We start from the raw sequence: 23443 nt of genomic DNA, 5'->3' as shown, positions 1-23443 counted from the left end.
GAAATGGATTTAAGTAATTTAAAACCTGCACAAGGTTCAGTAAAAAGTCAAGGAAAAAGAGTAGGTAGAGGACAAGGTTCTGGAAAAGGTGGTACCGCTACACGTGGTCACAAAGGTGCCAAGTCACGTTCTGGTTATTCTAAAAAATTAGGTTTTGAAGGTGGTCAAATGCCGCTTCAAAGACGTGTGCCTAAATTTGGCTTTAAAAATATAAACCGTGTTGAATATCAAGGTATCAATTTAGATACATTACAACAATTGGTTGACGATAAGAAAATTAAAGATACTGTAGATTTAGATGTTATTTTATCTAACAGGTTAGCTGGAAAAAATGATCTAGTTAAAATTTTAGGTAGAGGAGAATTAAAAGCTAAATTAAAAGTATCTGCTCATAAGTTTACTGCTTCAGCAAAAGCTGCTATTGAAGCTGCAGGAGGAGAAGCTGTAACATTATAAGACCCTATTACAGTATGAAATTCATAGAATCAATAAAAAATGTTTGGAAAATAGAGGAACTAAGAAACAGAATCATAGTTACACTTGGTTTGTTATTAGTTTATCGTTTTGGTACTCAAGTTACATTGCCTGGTATAGATGCAGGTCAATTAAGTGAATTAGGGGCTAATACTGAAACGGGAATCCTTGGTTTACTTAGTGCCTTTACTGGTGGAGCTTTATCAAGAGCATCTGTGTTTGCATTAGGTATTATGCCATACATTTCTGCTTCTATTGTTGTACAGTTAATGGGTATTGCTATTCCTTATTTGCAAAAGTTGCAAAAGGAAGGTGCTAGTGGTCAAAAGAAAATTACTCAAATAACACGTTGGTTAACTATTGCAATATGTTTGTTTCAATCTCCAACCTATTTAGCTAGTTTGCCTAGTTTAGGTGTGCCACAAAGTGCCTTTTTATTAGGAACAGGACCGTTGTTCTATTTTTCATCTGTAAGTATTTTAGTTACAGGGTGTATTTTTGCAATGTGGTTAGGTGAAAAAATCACAGACAAAGGTATTGGTAATGGTATTTCATTATTAATTATGGTTGGTATTATTGCTACATTGCCACAAGCCTTTCTTCAAAACGCAGCAACTAGAATGGAAGGTAATAACGTAATGCTTATTCTTTTTGAATTAGTTATTTGGTTTGTTATTATTCTTGCTTCTGTTATGTTAGTAATGGCTGTTAGAAAAATTGCAGTACAATACGCAAGAAGAACAGCATCTGGTGGTTATGAAAAAGCTGCCGTTGGTGGATCAAGACAATATATACCATTAAAGCTTAATGCTTCTGGTGTAATGCCAATCATTTTTGCTCAAGCTATTATGTTTGTGCCTAGTTTAATTGGAGGATCTTCTTTCTTAAAAGATACCTCAGCTGGAGCTTGGTTACAAACTAATTTTGCAGATATTTTTGGTTTTTGGTATAATTTAGTATTTGCTTTATTAATTATTGTATTTACATATTTTTATACGGCAATTACAGTACCAACTAACAAAATGGCAGATGATTTAAAACGTAGTGGCGGTTTCATACCAGGTATTCGTCCAGGTTCTGAAACAGCTGAATATTTAGATAAAATAATGTCTCAAATAACTTTGCCTGGTTCTATATTCTTAGCGCTTATAGCTGTGTTCCCAGCATTTATTGTTAAGCTTATGGATGTAAGTCAAGGTTGGGCATTATTCTTTGGTGGTACATCATTACTAATTATGGTAGGAGTTGCAATTGATACCGCACAACAGGTAAATTCATACTTGTTGAATAGACATTATGATGGCTTGATGAAAACGGGTAAAAATAGAAAAGCAATAGCTTAAATATTATACTATGGCAAAACAAGCAGCAATAGAACAAGACGGAACCATTATAGAGGCATTATCAAATGCTATGTTTCGTGTTGAATTAGAAAACGGTCACATTGTGACTGCTCATATTTCTGGTAAAATGCGTATGCATTACATTAAGCTATTACCAGGAGATAAAGTGAAATTAGAAATGAGCCCTTACGATTTAACTAAGGCTCGAATAACTTATAGATACTAATAAGATGAAAGTAAGAGCATCAGTTAAAAAAAGAAGCGCAGATTGTAAAATTGTGCGTAGAAAAGGTAGACTTTACGTTATAAACAAAAAGAATCCTAGATTTAAACAAAGACAAGGTTAAATTAGAAAAGAGTCATTAGTTTTTTAGTGGTTAGATGAATCTGCTTGAAATAGAAATGTTTAGGATTCTAACAACTAAAGACTAACAACTAGAAACTAAAAACAATATGGCAAGAATTGCAGGTGTAGATATACCAAAACAAAAAAGAGGAGTAATTGCTTTAACATATATCTACGGAGTAGGTAAAAGTAGAGCACAAGAAATTTTAGCAACTGCTAAGGTTGATGAAAATATCAAAGTTCAAGATTGGAGCGATGATCAAATAAGTAGCATTCGTGAGGCTGTTTCAGCTTACACAATAGAGGGGGAATTACGTTCTGAAACTCAAATGAACATTAAACGTTTAATGGACATAGGATGTTATAGAGGTATTCGTCATAGAGCAGGACTTCCTTTAAGAGGTCAACGCACAAAAAACAACTCTAGAACTAGAAAAGGTAGAAGAAAAACAGTTGCTAATAAGAAAAAAGCATAATTTATTATGGCAAAGACAAGTAGTAAAAAACGTAAAGTTGTTATTGACGCAATTGGTGAAGCACATATTACAGCTTCTTTCAATAATATCATTATATCTCTTACCAACAAAAAAGGCGATGTTATCTCATGGTCATCTGCTGGTAAGATGGGATTTAGAGGATCTAAGAAAAACACCCCTTACGCTGCTCAATTAGCTGCTGAAGATGCTGCTGCTGTAGCTCAAGAAGCAGGATTGAAAAAAGTAAAAGTATATGTAAAAGGTCCTGGTAACGGTAGAGAATCTGCTATTAGATCTATACATAATGCAGGTATTGAAGTAACAGAAATTATTGATGTTACTCCATTACCACATAACGGATGTAGACCTCCAAAAAGAAGAAGAGTATAATATATACAACTTATCTTTAGAATAAAATAAAATTAATATCATCTGTTACTCAGATGATGTTAATTTTTTGCATACATTTGCAAACTGAAAAAATTTAATTAAAACAAGTATCAACAAGAGATAATATGGTTATCGAAGGATAAGATTAAGACCTTAATTCATAACCACTCTTAAAACAAATTAAAATGGCAAGATATACTGGTCCTAAAACTAAAATAGCTCGTAAATTTGGAGAAGCTATTTTTGGAGAAGATAAATCTTTTGAAAAAAGAAATTATCCTCCAGGTCAACACGGAAACAACAGAAGACGTGGGAAAAAATCTGAATACGCTATTCAATTAGCAGAAAAGCAAAAAGCTAAATATACTTATGGTATTTTAGAGCGTCAATTCAGAGGATTATTTAAAAAAGCAAGAGCAGCACAAGGAATTACTGGTGAGGTATTATTACAACTTTGTGAATCTAGATTAGATAATGTAGTATTTCGTATGGGAATTGCTCCATCTAGAAGTGCTGCAAGACAATTAGTATCTCACAGACACATCACCGTAAATGGTAAATTAGTAAATATACCATCTTACCAATTAAAAGCAGGAGATGTTGTTGCTGTAAGAGAAAAATCAAAATCTTTAGAAGTTATTCAAAATTCGCTAGCAAATTCTTCTCATGTTTATGAGTGGATTACTTGGAATAATGATACAAAAGAAGGTACTTACGTTTCTGTACCTGCTAGAATTCAAATTCCAGAAAATATTAACGAGCAATTCATCGTCGAATTATACTCTAAATAATAAATTAATCATATTGGTATTTAGCCAAAGGGTTCATAGGTTCTTCTTCAAACTTATAAACCGCGCAACTGAATAACAATTAAAACGAAGAAAAAACATTATGGCAGTATTTAATTTCCAAAAGCCCGACAAAGTAATCATGATTGATTCTACTGATTTCGAAGGTAAATTCGAATTCAGACCTTTAGAACCTGGTTACGGATTAACAGTTGGTAATGCATTAAGAAGAGTATTACTTTCATCATTAGAAGGTTTTGCAATAACTTCAGTAAGAATTGAGGGTGTAGACCATGAATTTTCTGCAATAGAGGGTGTGGTTGAAGATGTTACAGAAATTATTCTAAATTTAAAACAAGTTCGTTTTAAAAGACAAATAGATGATATTGACAATGAATCTGTTTCAATTTCAATTTCTGGTCAAGAAAGAATTACAGCAGGTGATTTTCAGAAGTTTATATCAGGATTTCAAGTGTTAAATACAGAGTTAGTTATTTGTAACTTAGATCCTAAAGTAAATCTTAATTTTGAAATTACTATAGAAAAAGGTAGAGGTTATGTGCCTGCAGAAGAAAATAAAAAAGCTGCTGCTCCAGTAGGAACTATCTTTACAGATTCTGTTTATACACCAATAAAAAATGTTAAATATAGCATTGAAAATTACCGTGTAGAACAAAAAACTGATTATGAAAAATTAGTTTTTGAAATCATTACCGATGGTTCTATTACACCTCAAGATGCTTTAACAGAAGCTGCTAAAACGTTAATACACCACTTTATGTTATTCTCTGATGAGAGAATTACGCTTGAAGCAGATGAGATTGCACAAACTGAAACATATGATGAAGAATCATTACATATGCGCCAGTTGCTTAAAACCAAGTTAATAGATATGGACTTATCTGTGCGTGCACTTAATTGTTTAAAAGCAGCAGAAGTAGATACTTTAGGAGATTTAGTGTCATTCAATAAAAACGATTTAATGAAATTTAGAAACTTTGGTAAAAAGTCTTTAACAGAGCTAGAAGAGCTTGTAAGTGTTAAAGGTTTAAGTTTCGGAATGGATTTAAGTAAATATAAATTAGATAAAGATTAAATAATCAACTCCTTTATAATTTGCTCCTCAAATGAGTGTAGTAGCAAGATAGAGGTTTAAAACAAAGGTCATGAGACACGGAAAAAAATTCAACCATTTAGGTAGACAGACAGCTCACAGAAAGGCAATGTTAGCAAATATGGCTTGTTCTTTAATAGAGCACAAGCGTATTAATACAACTGTTGCAAAAGCAAAAGCTTTAAAACAATTTGTAGAGCCTTTAGTAACTAAATCTAAGGTAGATACAACACATAACAGACGTCTTGTTTTTAGTAAATTAAGACAAAAAGAAGCTGTTACAGAGTTGTTCAGAGATGTAGCTGTTAAAGTTGGTGATAGACCAGGTGGTTACACAAGAATCATTAAGTTAGGAAATAGGCTAGGTGATAACGCTGATATGGCAATGATAGAGCTAGTAGATTATAATGAAATCTATAATGCTGGTAAACCTAAAAAGAAAACTACAAGAAGAAGTAGAAGAGGTAAGTCAACAACTGTTCCTACTCCACCTGTAGAAAATAAGAATACTTCAACTAACGAAGAGGAAGAATAAATGTTAATAAGCATTTAATATATAAAGGATAAACTATTTTAGTTTATCCTTTTTTTTATGCAATTTTGCAAAACTTTTTTATTGAAAACATGAAATATCAAAAAAAGCAAGACGCCATCATTCTTTTAGCAGATGGGACTATTTTTTACGGTAAAGCGGTAGGGAATAAACAAGGAACCGCCTTTGGAGAGGTGTGTTTCAATACAGGAATGACGGGTTACCAAGAAATTTTTACAGACCCATCATATTTTGGGCAATTAATGGTGGCTACCAATGCACATATTGGTAATTATGGAACTAATGAAGATGAAGTTGAATCAGATTCAATAAAAATAGCGGGGTTAATAGTTAAAAACTTCAGTTATGATTATTCTAGAGACTCAGCAGATAGTTCATTAGAAAAATTTTTAGAAAAAAATAATCTTTTAGCTATTTCTGATGTTGATACTAGAGCTTTGGTTAGTTATATAAGAGACCATGGTGCTATGAATGCTGTAATTAGTACAGATATTGATAATGTTGAAGGCTTAAAAAAGCAATTAGCAGAAACACCTAGTATGGAAGGTTTAGAGTTGGCTTCAAAAGTATCAACAAAAGAACCTTATTACTATGGAGATGAAAATGCAACTTACAAAGTTGCAGCATTAGATTTAGGAATAAAGAAAAATATCTTAAGAAATATAGCTAGTAGAGATTGCTATATAAAAGTTTTTCCATACAACTCTAAGTTTGAAGATTTAGAAGCATTTAATCCAGACGGATACTTCTTATCTAATGGTCCTGGAGATCCAGAACCATTGGTAGATGCTCAAAATATAGCAAAAGAAATTATTAAAAGAGATTTACCTTTATTTGGTATTTGTTTAGGACATCAAGTTATAGCAATAGCTAATGGGGTTTCAACTTATAAAATGTATAATGGACACAGAGGAATTAATCATCCGGTAAAAAACCTTAAAACAGGAAAAGGAGAGATCACATCTCAAAACCATGGTTTTGCTGTTAATAGGGAAGAGACGGAAGCTAATGCTGAATTAGAAGTTACTCATGTTCACCTTAATGATGATACAGTAGCAGGATTAGCAATGAAAAACAAAAATGTGTTTTCGGTTCAATATCATCCAGAAGCAAGTCCAGGACCACATGATTCGTCTTATCTATTTGATCAATTTATAGAAAATATTAAACAAAAATAATTAATATAAGCCTTTAAAAAATTAATTTTTTAAAGGCTTATATTTTACTAAAACGTTATAGAGGTTAATTTTATAAATTCTTTAAAAACAACTAAAAAAAGACAAGATTTAACCGTAAATTTGAAGTATTAAATTAAAGTATAAATAAACTAATTATGAGTTCAATAATAAATATTCATGCTAGACAAATTCTAGATTCTAGAGGAAACCCAACAGTAGAGGTAGATGTTATAACAGAGAACAATGTTTTAGGTAGAGCTGCAGTACCATCTGGTGCTTCTACAGGAGAACATGAAGCAGTTGAGTTAAGAGACGGAGGAGATACTTACATGGGTAAGGGTGTTTTAAAAGCTGTTGAAAACGTAAACACTATTATAGCCGAAAAGCTTTTAGGTGTTTCTGTTTTTGAACAAAATTTAATCGATCAAATTATGATTGATTTAGATGGTACACCTAATAAATCTAAATTAGGAGCCAACGCTATTTTAGGAGTATCTTTAGCTGCTGCTAAAGCCGCTGCTGCAGAATTAGGATTACCTCTATATCGTTATGTTGGTGGGGTGTCTGCAAATACACTACCTGTTCCTATGATGAATATTATTAATGGAGGTTCTCATAGTGATGCACCAATTGCATTCCAAGAGTTTATGATTATGCCTGTAAAAGCAAAAACTTTTACACATGCAATGCAAATGGGTACAGAGATATTCCATCATTTAAAGAAAGTGCTACACGATAGAAATTTAAGTACAGCAGTAGGAGATGAAGGTGGTTTTGCACCAACTTTAGATGGAACTGAAGATGCCATTGAAACTATTGGTAAAGCAGTTGAAAACGCAGGATACAAATTTGGTGATGAAGTAAAAATAGCTTTAGATTGTGCTTCAGCTGAATTCTATAAAGACGGTAAGTATGATTATACTTTGTTTGAAGGAGATAAAGGTGTGGTAAGAACGTCTGAAGAGCAAGCAGCTTATTTAGCAGAGTTATGTGAAAAATACCCAATTATTTCTATTGAAGATGGAATGGATGAAAACGATTGGGATGGATGGAAATCATTAACAGAAAAAGTAGGTGATAAAGTTCAGTTAGTAGGTGATGATTTATATGTAACCAACGTAGAGCGCTTATCTAGAGGTATTGAAAATGGAATTGCAAACTCTATCTTAATTAAAGTAAACCAAATAGGTTCTTTAACAGAGACTATTGCAGCTGTAAATATGGCTAAAAATGCAGGATATACTTCAGTAATGTCTCACCGTTCTGGTGAAACTGAAGATAATACTATTGCAGATTTAGCGGTAGCTTTAAACTGTGGGCAAATAAAAACAGGTTCTGCTTCACGTTCAGATCGTATGGCAAAATACAATCAATTATTACGTATTGAAGAAGAACTAGGTGATGTTGCGTATTTTCCTCAAGAAAAAGCTTTCAAAGTAAGCTAAAAAAACAATTATAAAATTTTCAAAAAAAGGCGATTATTGTTTAATAATCGCTTTTTTATTTATTATTAATTTTAGATATAGCTAAATTCATTAATAACATAGAAGAATAGCTTTTAAAAATAAGGGCTTTTTTTGTATTTTAGCATTCCGCTTAAACAAAATAAATTACTTAAACTTATGGCAAATACTGCAACCATTGAAATTGATGGAAAAAAATATGAATTTCCTTTAGTTGAAGGAACGGAAAAAGAAGTTGCAATAGATATTAAAAGCCTTAGAGCAGCTACTAATGGTATAATAACCTTAGATTCTGGATATAAAAATACAGGGTCTTGTGAAAGTGCTATTACGTTTTTAGATGGTGAAAAAGGAATTTTAAGATACCGAGGATATTCTATTGAAGAATTAGCTGAAAAAGCAGACTTTTTAGAAGTAGCTTATCTGTTAATTTTTGGAGAATTGCCAACAAAAGATCAGCTTGAGAAATTTCATAGTGACATAAAAAAGAACTCTATAGTAGATGAGGATGTGCATAAAATTTTAGATGCTTTTCCAAAAGCCGCACACCCAATGGGGGTTTTATCATCTTTAACTAGTGCTTTAACAGCGTTTAATCCTTCTTCTGTAAATGTAGAATCAGAAGAAGAGATGTATAATGCCATCGTAAAAATTATGGGGAAAATGCCTGTATTAGTAGCATGGACTATGCGAAAAAAACAAGGCTTACCTTTAGATTATGGAGATGATAGTTTAGGCTATGTAGAAAATATCTTAAAAATGATGTTTTCTAAACCAAACCATAAATTTGAAAACAACAAAATTTATGTAGATGCTTTAGATAAATTATTAATTCTACATGCAGATCATGAACAAAACTGTTCTACTTCAACAGTAAGAATCGCTGGTTCGTCACGCGCAGGATTGTTTGTTTCTTTAGCTTCAGGAATCTCTGCCTTGTGGGGGCCACTTCATGGTGGAGCCAACCAAGCAGTACTTGAAATGCTAGAAGCTATAAAAGCTGATGGAGGTGATACAAAAAAATACATGGCTAAGGCCAAAGATAAAAATGACCCATTCCGTTTAATGGGATTTGGTCATAGAGTTTATAAAAATTTCGATCCTCGTGCCCGAATCATAAAGAAAGCAGCAGATGAGGTTTTATCAGATTTAGGTGTTGTAGACCCTGTTTTAGAAGTAGCTAAAGGATTAGAAAAAGAAGCTTTAGAAGATCAGTATTTTATTGATAGAAAATTATACCCAAATGTAGATTTCTATTCTGGAATTATATACAGAGCCATGGGAATTCCTGTAGAAATGTTCACCGTAATGTTCGCTTTAGGGCGTTTACCAGGATGGATTGCACAATGGAGAGAAATGCGTTTACGTAAAGAGCCAATTGGAAGACCAAGACAACTTTATATTGGTGAAACTGAAAGAAGTTTTGTGCCAATAGAAAAGAGATAATATTTAATTATTTTTAAATAATTGTTAAGCTTTATGAATTTTCATAAAGCTTTTCTTTTTTTTAGGGTTTTTTTTAAGAATAATTCAAAGAATTGTTTTTTATGCTTAGATTTGAATTTTAAATTAGCTTTTATATGAAGTTAAATATTCAAAATGAAACCTCAAGGTTAAGAGCAGTTGTTTTAGGAACGGCAAAAAGCTGCGGACCAACACCTAAAGTTGAAGATTGCTACGACCCTAAAAGCATTCAGCATGTATTAGCGGGCACTTATCCTAAAGAAGCTGATATGATTTTAGAAATGGAAGCTGTTGCAGAAGTTCTAAAAAAATATGATGTTACAGTTTACAGACCAGATGTGTTAAAAAATTGTAACCAAATTTTTTCTAGAGACATTGCTTTTGTTGTTGAAGATAAAATCATTAAAGCCAATATATTACCTGATAGAGATAAAGAGATAGAAGCTATAAGATATGTTTGGAATAAAATAGAAGGTGAAAATAGAATTATTTTACCAGATGAGTGTCATGTTGAAGGAGGCGATGTTATGCCATGGAATGACTACATTTTTATAGGCACTTATACAGGAGCAGACTATCCAGATATCATTACCGCAAGAACAAATATACAAGCCGTACATGCTATTAAAGATTTGTTTCCAAATAAAAAAATAAAAGCTTTTGAACTAAGAAAATCTAATACAAACCCTAAAGAAAATGCATTGCATTTAGATTGTTGTTTTCAACCAATAGGGAAGGATAAAGCTATTATTCACAAAAACGGATTTTTAGTTGAAAGCGAATACAATTGGCTTGTTAATTTCTTTGGAAAAGAAAATATATTTGAAATAACTAAATATGAAATGTACCAAATGTATAGCAATATATTTTCAATTTCAGAAGATGTTATTATTTCAGAAAAAAACTTTACTCGGTTAAATAATTGGTTGCGTAAACAAGGCTTTACTGTTGAAGAAGTTCCTTATCATGAAATAGGAAAACAAGAAGGGCTCTTGCGTTGTACCACATTACCCTTAATTAGAGATTAAAATGAAACAAACAACTAATACTATTTTAATGATTCGTCCGGTTAGTTTTAGGATGAATGAGCAAACAGCAGTAAATAACTACTACCAAAAAGATATTAATAATGTATTACCAAACTCAGTAAATCAAAAAGCACAACAAGAATTTGATGCTTATGTTGAAAAACTTAAATCTTTTGGCGTTAATGTTATAGTAGTTTCAGATACTGATGATTTTGATACACCAGATTCTATATTTCCAAATAATTGGATTTCTTTTCATGAAGATGGTACGGTTGCCATATACCCTATGTTTGCAGAAAATAGAAGACATGAACGTAGAGAAGATATTTTAAATGTATTAGAAGATAATGGTTTTTTAATAGAGCACATAGTAGATTACACATCTGCCGAAGAAGAAGATATTTTTCTTGAAGGAACAGGAAGTATTATTTTAGATAGAGTAAATAGAAAAGCCTATTGTGCATTGTCTCCAAGAGCAGATGAAGATTTATTTATTGAATTCTGTGAAGATTTTGAATATACTCCTATTGTATTTACTGCTAACCAAACAGTAAAAGGAGAGCGAAAAGCAATTTATCATACCAATGTTATGATGTGCATAGCAGAAACCTTTGCAGTAATTTGTTTAGATGCTATTGATGATAAAAAAGAACGGAAAAATGTTGTAAAGCATTTAAAAGAAACCAATAAAGATATTATAGCAATAACAGAAAATCAAGTAAACAGTTTTGCTGGAAATATGTTGCAGGTACAAGGAGCAAATAATAAGTTGTATTTAGTAATGAGTCAAGCTGCATATAATTGCTTAACACCCCATCAAATAACGCAAATAGAAAAACATTGTCCAATTATTTCAAGTTCTTTAGATACTATTGAAACTTGTGGCGGTGGTAGTGCTAGATGTATGATGGCTGAGGTGTTTTTACCTAAGCAGAGTTTAAATTAGAAAAGTAAAGTTAAAAAGTCTTTAAGAAATTAGCTTATTTTAAGCATCTTCGGGTCTTGATTTAGGTAATTGCACGTAGAAAGTAGTTCCTACATTTAAAGTGCTTTCAACCCAAATTTTACCATGGTTGAGTTCTACCAATTCTTTACAAATTGAAAGTCCTAAACCAGTACCTTTTTCATTATTAGTACCTGGAGTAGTAAAGGTGTTATTTTTGAAAAGTTTCTCTAAATTTTCTTTAGAAATACCAATGCCAGTATCTGCAATACTAACAATACAGCTGCCATTACTAATATGGTTAGAAATAGTGATAGTGTCTCCTTTCTTAGAGAATTTTATAGCATTAGCTAAAAGATTTTGAATTACTATTTCAAACATACTGCGGTCTGCATAGGCAAAATCTCTTAATGAATGATCTACTAAATTAATACCTTTACTTTCTAATCTTTGTTCAATAAGTTTTAATTTATCTTCAAAAACCTCTTGTACATCAAATAAACTTGGTTTTGGCTCTAATGATTGCATTTGAGATTTAGACCAGTTAAGTAAGTTAAAAAGTAATAAAGAAGCATTGTTTGCATTTTCGCTTAATTCAGGTATTAAGTTATCAAACTCTTCTCTAGATAAAGAACCATCTCTTAACAACTCTATAAAACCATTAATAGAAGAAAGTGAATCTTTAAGATCATGAGATACAATTGAGAATAATTTATCTTTTACATTGTTAATGTTTTCAAGATGTTTGGTTTGTTCTTGAAATGCCTTATTTTGAAGTTCAATTTTTATATTTTTTTCTTCTAATTCTTGGGTGTACTTAATATTACTATTACGTTTTAAATAAATTAAAATTAAAAAGGTAGAAACAATAGCAAGAGCTGCTAATAGCCCATATAAAATCAGTTTAAACTTATCAGTATTTTTAGTGTCACTTTTAGTATCACTAAATACAGTTTTACTGCTTTTTGTTGTTTCAGTGGGGTTGTTTTGTTCTTCGGGTTTGTCAAAGTTAGGGTCTAGATTTAGGTTTATATTTTTACTAGATATACTAACTTTAGCTTTTTCTCTATCAATTTTATTTTTTAAATCATAATATTCACGTTGCCAAACAAAAGCCCTAGCAAAATTCTTTTTAATAGAATCTAGAGACTTCATGTACTTGTAATGTTTTAGTAATTCTGGTTTATTATCAAGTTCTTTGGCAATGGTACCAGCTTCTAATAGTTGTTGCTCTGCAACTTTTAGTCTGTTTTGTTGAATGTTTAAATTACCTAAATTGTTTAAAGCTATTAATAAATTTGGTTTATCGTTTTTTCGTTTAGTAACGTTATAACCTCGTATTAAATATTTTGTAGCATTGGCATAATCATTAAACATTAAATATTCTCCACCTAATTTTGGGTAAATTTTACCTCTAACAGAATCATTTTTATTGTTAGCTAAAACTTTTTCATAAAATTCAATAGCTTTTCTATGTTCCTTTTTAAGAGAATATAATTCTGCCAAATTACTATTAGAAATATTTATACCAATAGAATCATTAAGTTGTTCTTGAAGTAGTAAAGCTTTCTCATAAAACTCAATAGCTTTGTCATAAGCCTCAACATTATTATAAGCTTCGGCCAAATTACTGTATGCTAGTTTTAAATCTTCTCTTAAATTTCGTTTTTCTAATTCGTTAATAGCGGCTAATGAATATTGTAAACCCTTTGCATAATTACCACGTTTAATCTCAATAAGTCCAATACTATTGTTAACCTTTGCTATTCCTAACGTGTCTTGTAAAGTCTTAAATAATTTTTTAGCTCTGTTATAGCCACTTAAGGCGTTAATGTAATCGTCTTTTTTAGCATAAATTAAGGCTTTGTAAAAAGTTATTTCTGCAATTCCTTTATTATAATTTATATTGCTAGAGAGTTTTTCACTTTGTACAATATATTTTAAAGCTCTATCATAATCTTCATTTTCATAAAGAGCTTTTATAAGTTTTAAAGAAGTGTCTACTTTTAAAGAGTCTTGAGTTTGGTAAGCTAATTCTATAGAGAGACTATCTATGTCATTGGTTTGAGCAAACCCAATGTACATAAACAAAAACATAATTAAAATAATTATTCTCCTCATATAACATTTAAATTACAACACAACAAAACAACCCACAAAAGAAGTCTTATTTTTGAGGGAAAAGTAAGATTGCTTTATTTAACTGTAATTGTTTGTTAGTGTTTAAAATGTTTCCAATAAAAATTGGATATTAATAGCTTTACAAAACAAAATTTGTAAAAAGACATTTTATAATCTAATTTATAGGTTTTAATACCAATATATTAGATAAAATGATGTATGAAAATTAAGTAAAATATCGACGAATAGACGAACGGCAAAAATCATAGAAAAACTACACTTTTGTCGATGAAATGCAATGTTATTAAACCAGTTTTATTCATGTTTTTTTAATTGATTGCTTATGAGAAATTTACAAAAATAATTAATTAAAGGCTAGTAGTTTCTAATAGTTTTTTTGTGTTAAACCTTTAATAAAAGTTTTATCTTTGCCACCTAAAAAATAAACTATCAATGAGTCTTCAATTAACCTTAGAAAACCAAGTAAAACAAGCTATTGTAGCTTCTTTTAATGTTGAAATTGAATCTGTAGAATTTCAAGCAACAAGAAAAGAGTTTGCCGGAGATATAACAGTGGTTGTTTTTCCCATGTTAAGGTATATAAAAGGTAATCCAGTTCAAATAGGTGAAACTATAGGTAAATACTTGGTAGAAAATGTTGAAGATGTTAAAGCCTATAATGTTGTTAAAGGTTTTTTGAATATTGAAATTAGCGATTCGTACTACCTTAACTTTTTTAATTCTATAAAAAATGATGATAGCTTTGGCTTTGTAACTCCACAAGCAAGTGAAAAAGCTATTATGGTAGAATATTCATCTCCTAACACCAACAAACCGCTACATCTTGGTCATATTAGAAATAACCTTTTGGGTTATAGTGTCTCTGAAATTTTAAAAGCTAGTGGTAAAAAGGTTTACAAAACCCAGATTATTAATGATAGAGGAATACATATTTGCAAAAGTATGTTGGCTTGGAAACGTTTTGGTAAAGGAGAAACACCAGAGAGTACTGGTTTAAAAGGCGATAAATTGGTTGGAAATTATTATGTAAAATTCGACCAAGAATATAAAAAGGAAATAGAAAACCTAATTGCTTCTGGAGAAACAGAAGAGAATGCAAAAAAGAATGCGCCTATTTTATTAGAAGCTCAAGAAATGCTACGTAAGTGGGAAGCTGGAGATGAGGAAACTGTTAACCTTTGGAAAACCATGAATGGTTGGGTTTATGATGGTTTTAATCAAACCTATAAAAACTTAGGAGTAGATTTTGATACCTTATATTATGAGAGCAACACCTATTTATTAGGAAAAGAATTTGTAGAAGAAGGATTAAAATCTGGCGTATTTCATAAAGAAGAAGATGGCTCTGTTTGGTGTGATTTAACAGAAGAAGGTCTAGACAAAAAAATTGTTCAACGTGCCGATGGTACAGCTGTTTACATGACGCAAGATATAGGAACTGCTATACAACGTATAAAGGATTTTCCAGATGTTGGCGGTATGGTTTATACTGTAGGCAATGAACAAGATTACCATTTTCAGGTGTTGTTTTTAATTCTAAAGAAATTAGGATTTGATTGGGCAAAAAATCTATATCATTTAAGCTACGGTATGGTAGATTTACCTAGTGGAAAAATGAAAAGTAGAGAAGGTACCGTAGTTGATGCCGATGATTTAATTGATGAAATGGCAGCTACTGCTGAAGAAATTTCAAAAGAATTAGGAAAATTAGAAGGCTATTCTGAAGAAGAAAAAAAGGAACTCTACAAAACCATAGGTTTAGGGGCTTTAAAATACTACATTTTAAAAGTAGACCCTAAGAAAAGAATTCTTTTTGATCCTAAAGAGTCTATAGATTTTCAAGGAAATACAGGGCCATTTATACAGTATACGTATGCTAGAATTCAATCTATTTTAAGAAAAGCATCAACTAGTAATAAAGATGTTGTAGTTGATTTACATGCAAAAGAAAAAGCATTATTAAAACAACTTCAGTTATTTCCAGAAGTTATTCAAAATGCAGCTGCACAACATAGTCCTGCATTAATAGCTAATTATACTTATGATTTGGTTAAAGAGTTTAACTCATTTTACCAAAATGTATCTATTTTAGGAGCCGATAACGAAGATGAAAAAATTTTTAGAGTACAGTTATCTAATACTGTAGCTAATACTATTAAAAATGCCTTTAGTGTTTTAGGAATTCAGGTGCCTAAGCGTATGTAATTATAATTCAAAATAAGGAGCTATAGCTGTTATCCAGCCCTTTATTTCTGTTGGATTGGTTGAAATTAGTTCACCTGTTTTTAGATTAAATCTGCTAATTTCATTAAACGGTGTTATAGTAACTATTTCATCATTAAAAACGGTAAGACAATAGGTGCCTGTACTTTCGGCTATAGGTATTTTACTTTCTTTTTTGTTAGATAGTTTTAGTTTAACTACGGGTTCTGTTTCAGAATAGCGTAAGTAGTATAAATTGTTATCATAAATAGCAATATCGGGGATATTATACGACGAGTTTTTTGTAGAAATTTCTTCAACAAGCGTTCCGTTTTTTTCTATTTTATTTATTGTTTTGTAGTTTGAATAATATAAATAATCATTTAACAGGGCAATACCTTCTGTTTTAATGTTTTTTATTTCAGATATAATGGAACCATTTTCTGGGTTAAGTTGGTAAACAGATTCGTTTTCGGCATCACCACCAACCCATAAAAATTCGCCATCAAAAGCCAGAGCGTGTGGCGATTCTAAATTCACAGGTAAATCTAATTTTAACTCAACAGTAGCGGTTGTTTCATTATACAAATATATACCAGGACTTTCGTATCTTTTATGTGTTAAAACCCACAACCTAATAGTGTCAGTGGTAATTGTTGGTTCTTCAATTAAAACACTACCTCCGGTTTTATCGTCTAAATCATAACTACAAGAAGGCGTTATAATTGCGATAGTAAATAAAGTTAAAAGAGCTTTAAGTGCTTTCATAAACTAAATTTTAATAACCTTATGGATTTCGGTTTTATTGTTTTCTAAGAGTATTTGAAAAAAGTAAACACCGCTACTATATTTAGATAAATTAATACTTGCAGCTCCATCAATTAAATTTGCTGTTGTTTCTAACAATAAAATACCCGAAGCATTATATACTCTAAATGAAACAGTTTCTGTGTTATTAATACTAGACAAATTAACAGTATCTCTAAACGGGTTTGGGTATATTAGCCATTGTTTGTTTTCTTTTGTTGAGTCATTTGTACTAGCAACGCAACCTTTTGAGATGTCATATTCAGATTTTAAAATATCTTCAATTTTTAAATTCACAAAACTATCATTTAAGGTGTGGTTGAAAAACGTAGCATCAATAACGGTATCATTAGCACCAAGATAGTTTTGTAGTAGGGTTGCAAAGGTTTGCCTGTAATCGTACTGAACTGTTTTTAGTTGATAGTTGTTATTACTTGTAGCTTCTGTTAAATCTGGATTTGTACCAGAAACTCCGCCAGCAACGGGTTTTCCAAAAATAAACATGGGAGCTATCTCGCCGTGGTCTGTACCTAAATTACCATTTTCGGCTGCTTTTCTTCCAAATTCAGAAAAGGTAAGTCCTACCACATCATCGGCTAAATTTTGACTATTTAAATCATTTATAAAAGCTTCCATACTTTCAGAAAGCTCTGTAAGTAGTTCGTGATGTCTTCCTAATACTTCGCCAACACCTTGTACTTGTGCATCATGGGTGTCAAATCCAGAAATACGTACCATGTATATTTTAGAACCTAAATCGCCACTTATTAATCTAGCTACTGTTTTTAACTGATTAGATAAATCGGAATCAGGATAAGTTATATCATTTCGTCCTTTATTAAATGCATTAGAGATAGATTCTGCATAGGTGTTAGATAAGGCATCGGTATTGGTTATAAATTTTAGTTGATCACCATAATCTGAATCTGGAATGTTTAAAGGTGGTACACCACCTAATCCGCTTAAAACAGTATAAAATCCTGCGGGGTCTTGCCCTGTAAGATTTAATGATAACCCATGTGCTTCTTCAGCGTGAAATCCTAATGATGTTTTGTTGGAACCAATTTCTACGGCAAGGGGATAGGTTTCTACAATTAAATCGGAATAAAATAATTCCATAAAACGTCCCATCCAACCTGTATCAGAACCATTTAATAGGCTGTTACCATCATTTCCTGTTAAATATAAATCGGTAGATTTAAAATGACTTTTATTTTGTGATGGATATCCCACAGATTGTATTACGCGTAACCAACTCTTATCATATAAAGATTTAAACCCTGTAAGAGCTGGGTTTAATCCAACCTGCTGGTTATCTGGTAATGTGCTGTCTAAAGTAATGTATTTATTAGTTCCCGAAATAGGGACTTTTATAGTGGGTCTTAAATTACTATAAATGTCATATTGATTTAATGGTATAACGGTGTTTAATCCATCATTTGCTCCAGCTAAATTTATAAGTACCAGTTTTCTGTTTGAGATGTCTGGACATTCAAAATAAGGCATAAAAGATTTTAATGCCGCTTGCAGTTGAAAAGGTGTTAACCCAATAACTGAGGCTGATGCCGAAAGTTTTATAAAGTTTCTTCTTTTCATAGTTTTTTACATTAATTGAAATTCAGCAGCATTAATCATAGCAATTATTAAAGCATCTAAACGTGTTTTTACAGTAATATCATCATTACTGCTTAGATATTGGTTCCATACACCCGTCCAATAATAATCTGGGTAGCCTTCATCTACTAAAAAGCTTTTAAAATAATTTATTCTGTCGGTATCAATAGATTCTGGATATAGTAAATCTGCAATTTCAGAAATAAGTAAATTGGGGTCTTGGGCATTTGCAATTTTATTTTTTACAAATAAAACGGTATTTAATGATGCATAAGTGTTACCAGAAGTAATGGTGTTTTTTTCTTCAATTAAACTTTCAACCAGTTTGTACCTTCCTATAATTGTGTTAGAAGAAAACCAATATCTGTCAAAATTTGGTTCTTGGTAGTAAGCTGGATAACCAGCTACATCTTCTGGATTGAAAAAGTCCATCCCCGAAGCTTCAAAGTAACTGTTATGAATAAATTTATAGAAGAAATTGTAGTAATAATCTAAAGCACTACTAGATGGGTTAGGAAACGTTACACTAAACATAGAGCAAATTTCAGATAGTAATTGTAGAGGACTTTTAATAATACTTCCTATTATTTCATCGGTAGCATCACTATCATCGGCATCATAAAAATGTTCGCTAGATAATAGAGTTTTTACAACAGGTAAAATTTCATAATCATTATCTATTAATAATTGTGCAAGTGGTTCTATAATATCGGTTTCAACTTCTTCATCCCAAGTACTTTTAACAAAGTAACGGTATAGTTTTCTGCAATAAGCTTTTGCTGTTTCTGGTTGTGCAAAAACCATTTCAACAAAATCATCAAGTTCTTCAAAAGCACCAGTTTCAGTATCTCTACCAACAATAACTTGATTACCAAAAGCACTACTAAAAGTTTTATCATTTGTATCATGTTGGTCAATGTTTACATATCCCATAGGGATGTTAGTGTCTGGATCTATATCTGTTCTTTCTAGGCTTTGTTTAAAACCAGATAGTACTTTGGCAGCTTGTTGTATATCTACTTCTGTATAGTTTGTGTAGTTTTCTGGACCAATTTGTTCGCCTTTTAAAATGGTGAATAACTCTAAATATTCTCGGGCATAGTTTTCGTTAGGATTATTTTTATTGTTTTGTGTATTATCTAAATAATCTAACATAGCATTATCTAATGTGATTTTTTTAGCTAAAGTTTTTATATTCCCTAGAGCGTAAAAATCTAATAGTCTTAGGTAATCATAATAATAGGTTGAAGCGCCTGCACCATCATCTTTAGCAACAGTAAAGCATGTATGAAAGAAAAATGATAACTTATGTTTTAAACTTATTTGGTTTATGGCATTATACCACCACCATGCTGTTACAATACCTCGTTTTCTGGCTTGCCCTGAAAAGCTGTTTGGTAGCGCTTCTGAAGAGGTCCAAAATTCATCGGGATTATCAGTTGGAAGCGGATCATAAGGTTCTGGTAGTATGTATGCCGATTCTGTGGTTATACTATCAATGGCTTGGGTTGCCGTCATACCTGTAAATACTTCCAATTGTTCTTTGGTGAAATTAAAAGTAGCACGCCTTAGTAAATGCTTAGCTTTTCTTAAGTCTAAGCTTGACGTAAGAGGATTTAGTGATGCCATTTTTCTTTTTTTGAGAAAAATAGAAAATATATTTACTAGCGAATCAAAAAAGAATGAATTTTCGTTGAAATTCAGTTAATTATATCGATGAAATGCGTGTTAATATCGATTTAATGATGTTTTAAGTTAAAAATGTAGTCTAAAACTTATATTTGGAGTAATGCCTAATGATTCATTTTCTATTTTAGATATGTTTCCTTCATTATCAGATGTATAATAGGCATTTATAATATTTTTTCGGTTTAAAATATTCCAAACAGATGCTCCTATAGTGGCTTTAGAAGTTCTTGAAAGGTTAAAAGAGTAGGTAGCAGAACAGTCGGCTCTTAAATAATCATCTAAATTATTACTATTAGGGCTTTGATAAGTAATTGTTGGGGGATTATGGGCTCTATTTTCATCAGGAAGCGTAGTGGGTTTTCCAGAGTTCCAATTTAGCCCAATGGCAAGTTTTAAATTGTTTTGAGTGTAAGTACCCGCAAAAGTAACAGCATGTCTTATGTCTACATTGTTAGGGAATTTTTCACCATTATTTAGGTCTGGAAATAGGTAATTATTGGTGCTATATGAATAAGAAATCCATGTGCTTACAATATCATCAAACTGTTTGTTAAGTAATATATCAATACCTTTAATTTCATAACTGCCAACACTATGAATAAATTGATATTGATTTTGAAAACCTTGGCTCCTGGTAGTTATACCATCCACCTTTTTAATATAGGTTTCTGCACTAACTAGGAGTTTGTTTTTATTATAATGAACTCCTGCTGATAGTTGCTTGCTTTTTAAAACGGGTACGGGAAATATGGTTTGGTTGCCGTTTTCAATAACCTCTTTATTGTTATTAGAGAGTACCCACCTGCGTTTTTCAATGCCTAAAAAATCGTTTTGTAGGTCTATAATTTGAGAGGTGAATTGGCTTTTTAATTCTCCTAAAACTTCAAATCTGAAATCACTTAAAAAACGCTGGCTAAAACTTAATCTGGGTTCTGCAAAAAACGTATTAAACTTATCAAGATAGTTTAAACGGGTGCCAAATTTTAATTTGGTTTGAGCTCCATAAGAAAGCAATGAGGTTTCTGCATAAACAGCATGACTTTTTACAACTTCTTTTATATACCTGCTAAAATTTGGGTTGTTAATGTCTTCAAAATTGCTAATACCAACCTCGTTTAATTGATAACCACCATTAAGTTGAAGCTGATGATTGTGTTTGTAATTGAGGTCTATTTTGGCTGCACGATCATAAACTCTATTTTCTTGAATTAACCTTTGGTTATTTAAAACATCATGGTTTGTAGCATCTAAAGCATAGTTTGAAGCATATACTTGGGCTGTGGTAGATAATTGGTCTGTCCAATCTTTGGTGTAAGTAATACCTAATGCTAAATTTTGTTGTGATAGGTTACTGTTTAAATACTCCGGTCTATCGTTAATGGTAGATTGCTCATCATAATCAAACTTATTATTTACGTTTAAAAAATGAAGTCTTAATTTATCTTTTTTAGTAATATCATACAAAAATTTTAGAGTAACATCATAAAAATAAAATGATTCATTTTGAGATATAGAATTACCATCACTGTTATTGTTGTTGAAATCTGAATCTTGAAAAATACGTTTAAAATATTGGTTGTAAGTGGTAGTTTCTATTAAATCTGTTACAGAGCGACGTGATGAAAGTTGTAACTCTGTTTTTTTAGAAAGCGGAATTTTAGCAAACCCATCGGCATTAATAAAGTTAAGACCAACTCCTGCTTTAAATTCATTATCAATTTTGTTAGGTAATTGTATGTCTATAATGCTAGAAATACCTTCGCCATATTTAGCGCTAGTTCCGTTTTTGTAAACGTTAATTTTTTTTGTGATGTACGGATTGAATGCCGAAATGAGTCCGAAAAAATGACCAGATTGATACATTTTTATACCATCCCAAAGTAACAGGTTTTGGTCATGAGTGCCGCCTCTAACATTAATATTTGAAACCGTTTCATCGGTACTTATTACACCCGGTAAAGCTTGAATAGTTTGTAAAACATCAGGTTCTATTAACCCAGGTAGAATACCAAAAATTTCTGGTTTTATAGTTATAGAACCATCGTTAAATTTTGTTAATCCAGTAGTTAAGAAATTGGTTACTATAACTTCTTCTAGGTTTTGTATTCTAAAGCTAGTTCTCTTTTTTTTTACTGGTTTTATAACTACAAAGCGGTTATTTAATACTTCAAAATCTAGGGTTGTTTCTTTTTTTAAAAGTCTTAGAGCGTCTTGTAATGCTAAACTTTTATCAGGCAGTGTTGCTTTTTTATCTTTAACTGTTTTGTCTGCATAAGAAAAACTAATGTTGTATTGGTTTTCTAATTGCTTTAATATAAGAGTAAGGGGTTGCTTTTCTTTTTGAACGGTTTGTGCTTTTAAAAGTGTAATGTTCAAAAAAAACAGAAAAATAAAAAGATAAATAAGTCCTTTGCTATTCACGCTTTAAAATTATAGTATCGTTTGATTTACTATAAGTTAAATGTAAAGGCAAGGTAATAGATTTTAATGCAACTTCAATATTGTCATGTGTAAAATTACCTGTGAATAATTCTTGAGAATCTACGCCAAGTAAAGTAATTTTAACATTGTATTGTCTTTCAAACTCTGCTATAACTTGCTTGTAGGGTAAGCTTTTAAAATGGCTTTCGTTATTTAACCACGAAGGTGTTAAGCTGTTTTCTTTTTCTTTAGCAATTGTTTTCCCATCTATAATTAAAAAACTGTCGCCAGGATTTAATTTAGTTTCAAGAGAATTAAAAGTAACGCCTACCAAACCTTCGTAGCAAATAACCTCAAAATAATTGTCTCTTTGTTTTACATTAAATTGAGTGCCATAAACCGTAACGGTTCCTGTTTCTGTTATAACATTAAAAGAAGAACCTTTGGCAACCTTAAAAAAAGCTTCGCCTTGTAGTTCTACTTCTCGGTTGTTTTTCCAAGAGTTTTTGTTAAATACTAAAACCGATTTAGCGTTTAAAGATACGCTTGTAGCATCTGGTAAATTAACCGTGGTTTTTTGAGCCATATCGGTTGTTATAGTAGTATCAATAGTTGTGGTGTAATAATAAAGGCCAAAACAAATAGCTAAAATAGCAGCAACACGCATAAATGGTTTTATCCAATGCGTTTTTTGTTTTTTACTACTTTTAATGGTTGCTAACACGTTTTCAAGTTCTTTTGAGGTCTCATATTCTGGAGCCTTAAAAGCTTGTAAGTTGTTATTTAACTTTATTAAACCATCATAGTCTTCAAGGTTTTTAAAGGCTTGAAGTTCTTGATCATTCAAATCATTGTTTAACCATTTTAATATTAAAGTTTCTTTGTCCATTTTCCTCTATTCAACTATATAACAAGTTACTTTTATTTTTTCCTACCCTTCTTATTTAATTTTTTAAATAAATTCAAATTTTAATATTTCTCTACTAAAAATTATGTTGATTTTCAACC

21 protein-coding genes are annotated in these 23443 nt (G+C 31.2%); 15 read left to right on the top strand and 6 right to left on the bottom strand.

The features are described from left to right. Positions 1-3 precede the first annotated feature (3 nt). The 14 genes from rplO to ctlX all read left to right on the top strand — a co-directional run bounded on the left by rplO (position 4) and on the right by ctlX (position 11563). The gene (gene rplO, locus BWZ22_RS03495) at positions 4-456 is read left to right on the top strand and encodes a 50S ribosomal protein L15 (protein ID WP_076698015.1); all 453 of its coding nucleotides are present in this window, start codon (positions 4-6) and stop codon (positions 454-456) included. 14 nt (positions 457-470) lie between these two features. Beyond that, on the top strand, positions 471-1817 hold the full coding sequence (gene secY, locus BWZ22_RS03490) for a preprotein translocase subunit SecY (protein ID WP_076698014.1): 1347 nt from the start codon (positions 471-473) through the stop codon (positions 1815-1817). 10 nt (positions 1818-1827) lie between these two features. After that, positions 1828-2043 carry a translation initiation factor IF-1 gene (infA, locus tag BWZ22_RS03485; protein ID WP_007094967.1) on the top strand — a complete coding sequence of 72 codons (216 nt, stop codon included), beginning with the start codon at positions 1828-1830 and terminating at the stop codon, positions 2041-2043. Between the two features lie 4 nt (positions 2044-2047). Further along, on the top strand, positions 2048-2164 hold the full coding sequence (ykgO, locus tag BWZ22_RS03480) for a type B 50S ribosomal protein L36 (protein ID WP_013305171.1): 117 nt from the start codon (positions 2048-2050) through the stop codon (positions 2162-2164). 106 nt (positions 2165-2270) lie between these two features. Then, a complete protein-coding gene (rpsM, locus tag BWZ22_RS03475; RefSeq protein WP_076698013.1) occupies positions 2271-2639 on the top strand; it encodes a 30S ribosomal protein S13 in 369 nt (122 codons plus the stop codon). 6 nt (positions 2640-2645) lie between these two features. Further along, positions 2646-3029 carry a 30S ribosomal protein S11 gene (rpsK, locus tag BWZ22_RS03470; RefSeq protein WP_076698012.1) on the top strand — a complete coding sequence of 128 codons (384 nt, stop codon included), beginning with the start codon at positions 2646-2648 and terminating at the stop codon, positions 3027-3029. A 185-nt stretch (positions 3030-3214) separates the two neighbouring features. Then, positions 3215-3820, top strand: coding sequence for a 30S ribosomal protein S4 (rpsD, locus tag BWZ22_RS03465; RefSeq protein WP_076698011.1), 606 nt, complete (start codon positions 3215-3217; stop codon positions 3818-3820). Positions 3821-3920: 100 nt separating this feature from the next. Then, positions 3921-4913 (top strand): DNA-directed RNA polymerase subunit alpha, encoded by a 993-nt coding sequence (locus BWZ22_RS03460; protein WP_076698009.1) that lies wholly within the window; start codon positions 3921-3923, stop codon positions 4911-4913. Positions 4914-4983: 70 nt separating this feature from the next. After that, entirely contained in the window at positions 4984-5466 is a 483-nt protein-coding gene (gene rplQ, locus BWZ22_RS03455) for a 50S ribosomal protein L17 (RefSeq protein WP_076698008.1), read from the top strand. A gap of 89 nt (positions 5467-5555) precedes the next feature. Further along, a complete protein-coding gene (carA, locus tag BWZ22_RS03450) occupies positions 5556-6662 on the top strand; it encodes a glutamine-hydrolyzing carbamoyl-phosphate synthase small subunit (protein WP_076698007.1) in 1107 nt (368 codons plus the stop codon). 155 nt (positions 6663-6817) lie between these two features. Beyond that, positions 6818-8107 carry a phosphopyruvate hydratase gene (gene eno / locus BWZ22_RS03445; RefSeq protein WP_076698005.1) on the top strand — a complete coding sequence of 430 codons (1290 nt, stop codon included), beginning with the start codon at positions 6818-6820 and terminating at the stop codon, positions 8105-8107. Between the two features lie 177 nt (positions 8108-8284). Beyond that, the gene (locus BWZ22_RS03440; RefSeq protein WP_076698004.1) at positions 8285-9571 is read left to right on the top strand and encodes a citrate synthase; all 1287 of its coding nucleotides are present in this window, start codon (positions 8285-8287) and stop codon (positions 9569-9571) included. 134 nt (positions 9572-9705) lie between these two features. Continuing rightward, positions 9706-10617 (top strand): dimethylarginine dimethylaminohydrolase family protein, encoded by a 912-nt coding sequence (locus BWZ22_RS03435; protein WP_076698003.1) that lies wholly within the window; start codon positions 9706-9708, stop codon positions 10615-10617. 1 nt (position 10618) lies between these two features. Continuing rightward, positions 10619-11563, top strand: coding sequence for a citrulline utilization hydrolase CtlX (gene ctlX, locus BWZ22_RS03430; protein WP_076698002.1), 945 nt, complete (start codon positions 10619-10621; stop codon positions 11561-11563). Between the two features lie 39 nt (positions 11564-11602). On the opposite strand, the gene BWZ22_RS03425 is transcribed toward ctlX, so the two are convergent. Then, entirely contained in the window at positions 11603-13681 is a 2079-nt protein-coding gene (locus BWZ22_RS03425; RefSeq protein WP_076698000.1) for an ATP-binding protein, read from the bottom strand. Between the two features lie 453 nt (positions 13682-14134). Here BWZ22_RS03425 and argS point away from each other — a divergent pair, with 453 nt between their 5' ends. Beyond that, on the top strand, positions 14135-15907 hold the full coding sequence (argS, locus tag BWZ22_RS03420; RefSeq protein WP_076697999.1) for an arginine--tRNA ligase: 1773 nt from the start codon (positions 14135-14137) through the stop codon (positions 15905-15907). Here the strand turns inward: argS and BWZ22_RS03415 are convergent, their stop codons facing one another. The 5 genes from BWZ22_RS03415 to BWZ22_RS03395 form a co-directional block, all read right to left on the bottom strand. Then, positions 15908-16672 (bottom strand): DUF5050 domain-containing protein, encoded by a 765-nt coding sequence (locus tag BWZ22_RS03415; RefSeq protein ID WP_076697998.1) that lies wholly within the window; start codon positions 16670-16672, stop codon positions 15908-15910. It lies immediately after the preceding gene. Between the two features lie 3 nt (positions 16673-16675). After that, positions 16676-18307 (bottom strand): DUF1501 domain-containing protein, encoded by a 1632-nt coding sequence (locus BWZ22_RS03410; protein WP_076697997.1) that lies wholly within the window; start codon positions 18305-18307, stop codon positions 16676-16678. Between the two features lie 6 nt (positions 18308-18313). After that, on the bottom strand, positions 18314-19954 hold the full coding sequence (locus BWZ22_RS03405; RefSeq protein ID WP_076697996.1) for a DUF1800 family protein: 1641 nt from the start codon (positions 19952-19954) through the stop codon (positions 18314-18316). A 126-nt stretch (positions 19955-20080) separates the two neighbouring features. Further along, a complete protein-coding gene (locus tag BWZ22_RS03400; protein ID WP_083692170.1) occupies positions 20081-22390 on the bottom strand; it encodes a TonB-dependent receptor plug domain-containing protein in 2310 nt (769 codons plus the stop codon). A gap of 37 nt (positions 22391-22427) precedes the next feature. Then, positions 22428-23324, bottom strand: coding sequence for a FecR family protein (locus BWZ22_RS03395; protein WP_076697994.1), 897 nt, complete (start codon positions 23322-23324; stop codon positions 22428-22430). Positions 23325-23443: the final 119 nt, after the last annotated feature.

The organism is Seonamhaeicola sp. S2-3 (assembly GCF_001971785.1).
In the GTDB taxonomy this organism is placed as follows: domain Bacteria; phylum Bacteroidota; class Bacteroidia; order Flavobacteriales; family Flavobacteriaceae; genus Seonamhaeicola.
The sequence above is the reverse complement of the archived record's forward strand: the minus strand, read 5'-3'. Positions and strand labels throughout refer to the sequence as shown.

Bases quoted from the DNA above. Each gene is read 5' to 3' on its own strand.
- infA (WP_007094967.1), top strand. From the start codon at position 1,828: ATGGCAAAACAAGCAGCAATAGAACAAGACGGAACCATTATAGAGGCA.
- carA (WP_076698007.1), top strand. From the start codon at position 5,556: ATGAAATATCAAAAAAAGCAAGACGCCATCATTCTTTTAGCAGATGGG.
- argS (WP_076697999.1), top strand. From the start codon at position 14,135: ATGAGTCTTCAATTAACCTTAGAAAACCAAGTAAAACAAGCTATTGTA.
- BWZ22_RS03435 (WP_076698003.1), top strand. From the start codon at position 9,706: ATGAAGTTAAATATTCAAAATGAAACCTCAAGGTTAAGAGCAGTTGTT.
- rpsM (WP_076698013.1), top strand. From the start codon at position 2,271: ATGGCAAGAATTGCAGGTGTAGATATACCAAAACAAAAAAGAGGAGTA.
- eno (WP_076698005.1), top strand. From the start codon at position 6,818: ATGAGTTCAATAATAAATATTCATGCTAGACAAATTCTAGATTCTAGA.
- ykgO (WP_013305171.1), top strand. From the start codon at position 2,048: ATGAAAGTAAGAGCATCAGTTAAAAAAAGAAGCGCAGATTGTAAAATT.
- BWZ22_RS03440 (WP_076698004.1), top strand. From the start codon at position 8,285: ATGGCAAATACTGCAACCATTGAAATTGATGGAAAAAAATATGAATTT.
- ctlX (WP_076698002.1), top strand. From the start codon at position 10,619: ATGAAACAAACAACTAATACTATTTTAATGATTCGTCCGGTTAGTTTT.
- secY (WP_076698014.1), top strand. From the start codon at position 471: ATGAAATTCATAGAATCAATAAAAAATGTTTGGAAAATAGAGGAACTA.
- BWZ22_RS03395 (WP_076697994.1), bottom strand. From the start codon at position 23,324: ATGGACAAAGAAACTTTAATATTAAAATGGTTAAACAATGATTTGAAT.
- BWZ22_RS03415 (WP_076697998.1), bottom strand. From the start codon at position 16,672: ATGAAAGCACTTAAAGCTCTTTTAACTTTATTTACTATCGCAATTATA.
- rplO (WP_076698015.1), top strand. From the start codon at position 4: ATGGATTTAAGTAATTTAAAACCTGCACAAGGTTCAGTAAAAAGTCAA.
- rpsK (WP_076698012.1), top strand. From the start codon at position 2,646: ATGGCAAAGACAAGTAGTAAAAAACGTAAAGTTGTTATTGACGCAATT.
- rplQ (WP_076698008.1), top strand. From the start codon at position 4,984: ATGAGACACGGAAAAAAATTCAACCATTTAGGTAGACAGACAGCTCAC.
- BWZ22_RS03460 (WP_076698009.1), top strand. From the start codon at position 3,921: ATGGCAGTATTTAATTTCCAAAAGCCCGACAAAGTAATCATGATTGAT.
- BWZ22_RS03410 (WP_076697997.1), bottom strand. From the start codon at position 18,307: ATGAAAAGAAGAAACTTTATAAAACTTTCGGCATCAGCCTCAGTTATT.
- BWZ22_RS03405 (WP_076697996.1), bottom strand. From the start codon at position 19,954: ATGGCATCACTAAATCCTCTTACGTCAAGCTTAGACTTAAGAAAAGCT.
- rpsD (WP_076698011.1), top strand. From the start codon at position 3,215: ATGGCAAGATATACTGGTCCTAAAACTAAAATAGCTCGTAAATTTGGA.
- BWZ22_RS03425 (WP_076698000.1), bottom strand. From the start codon at position 13,681: ATGAGGAGAATAATTATTTTAATTATGTTTTTGTTTATGTACATTGGG.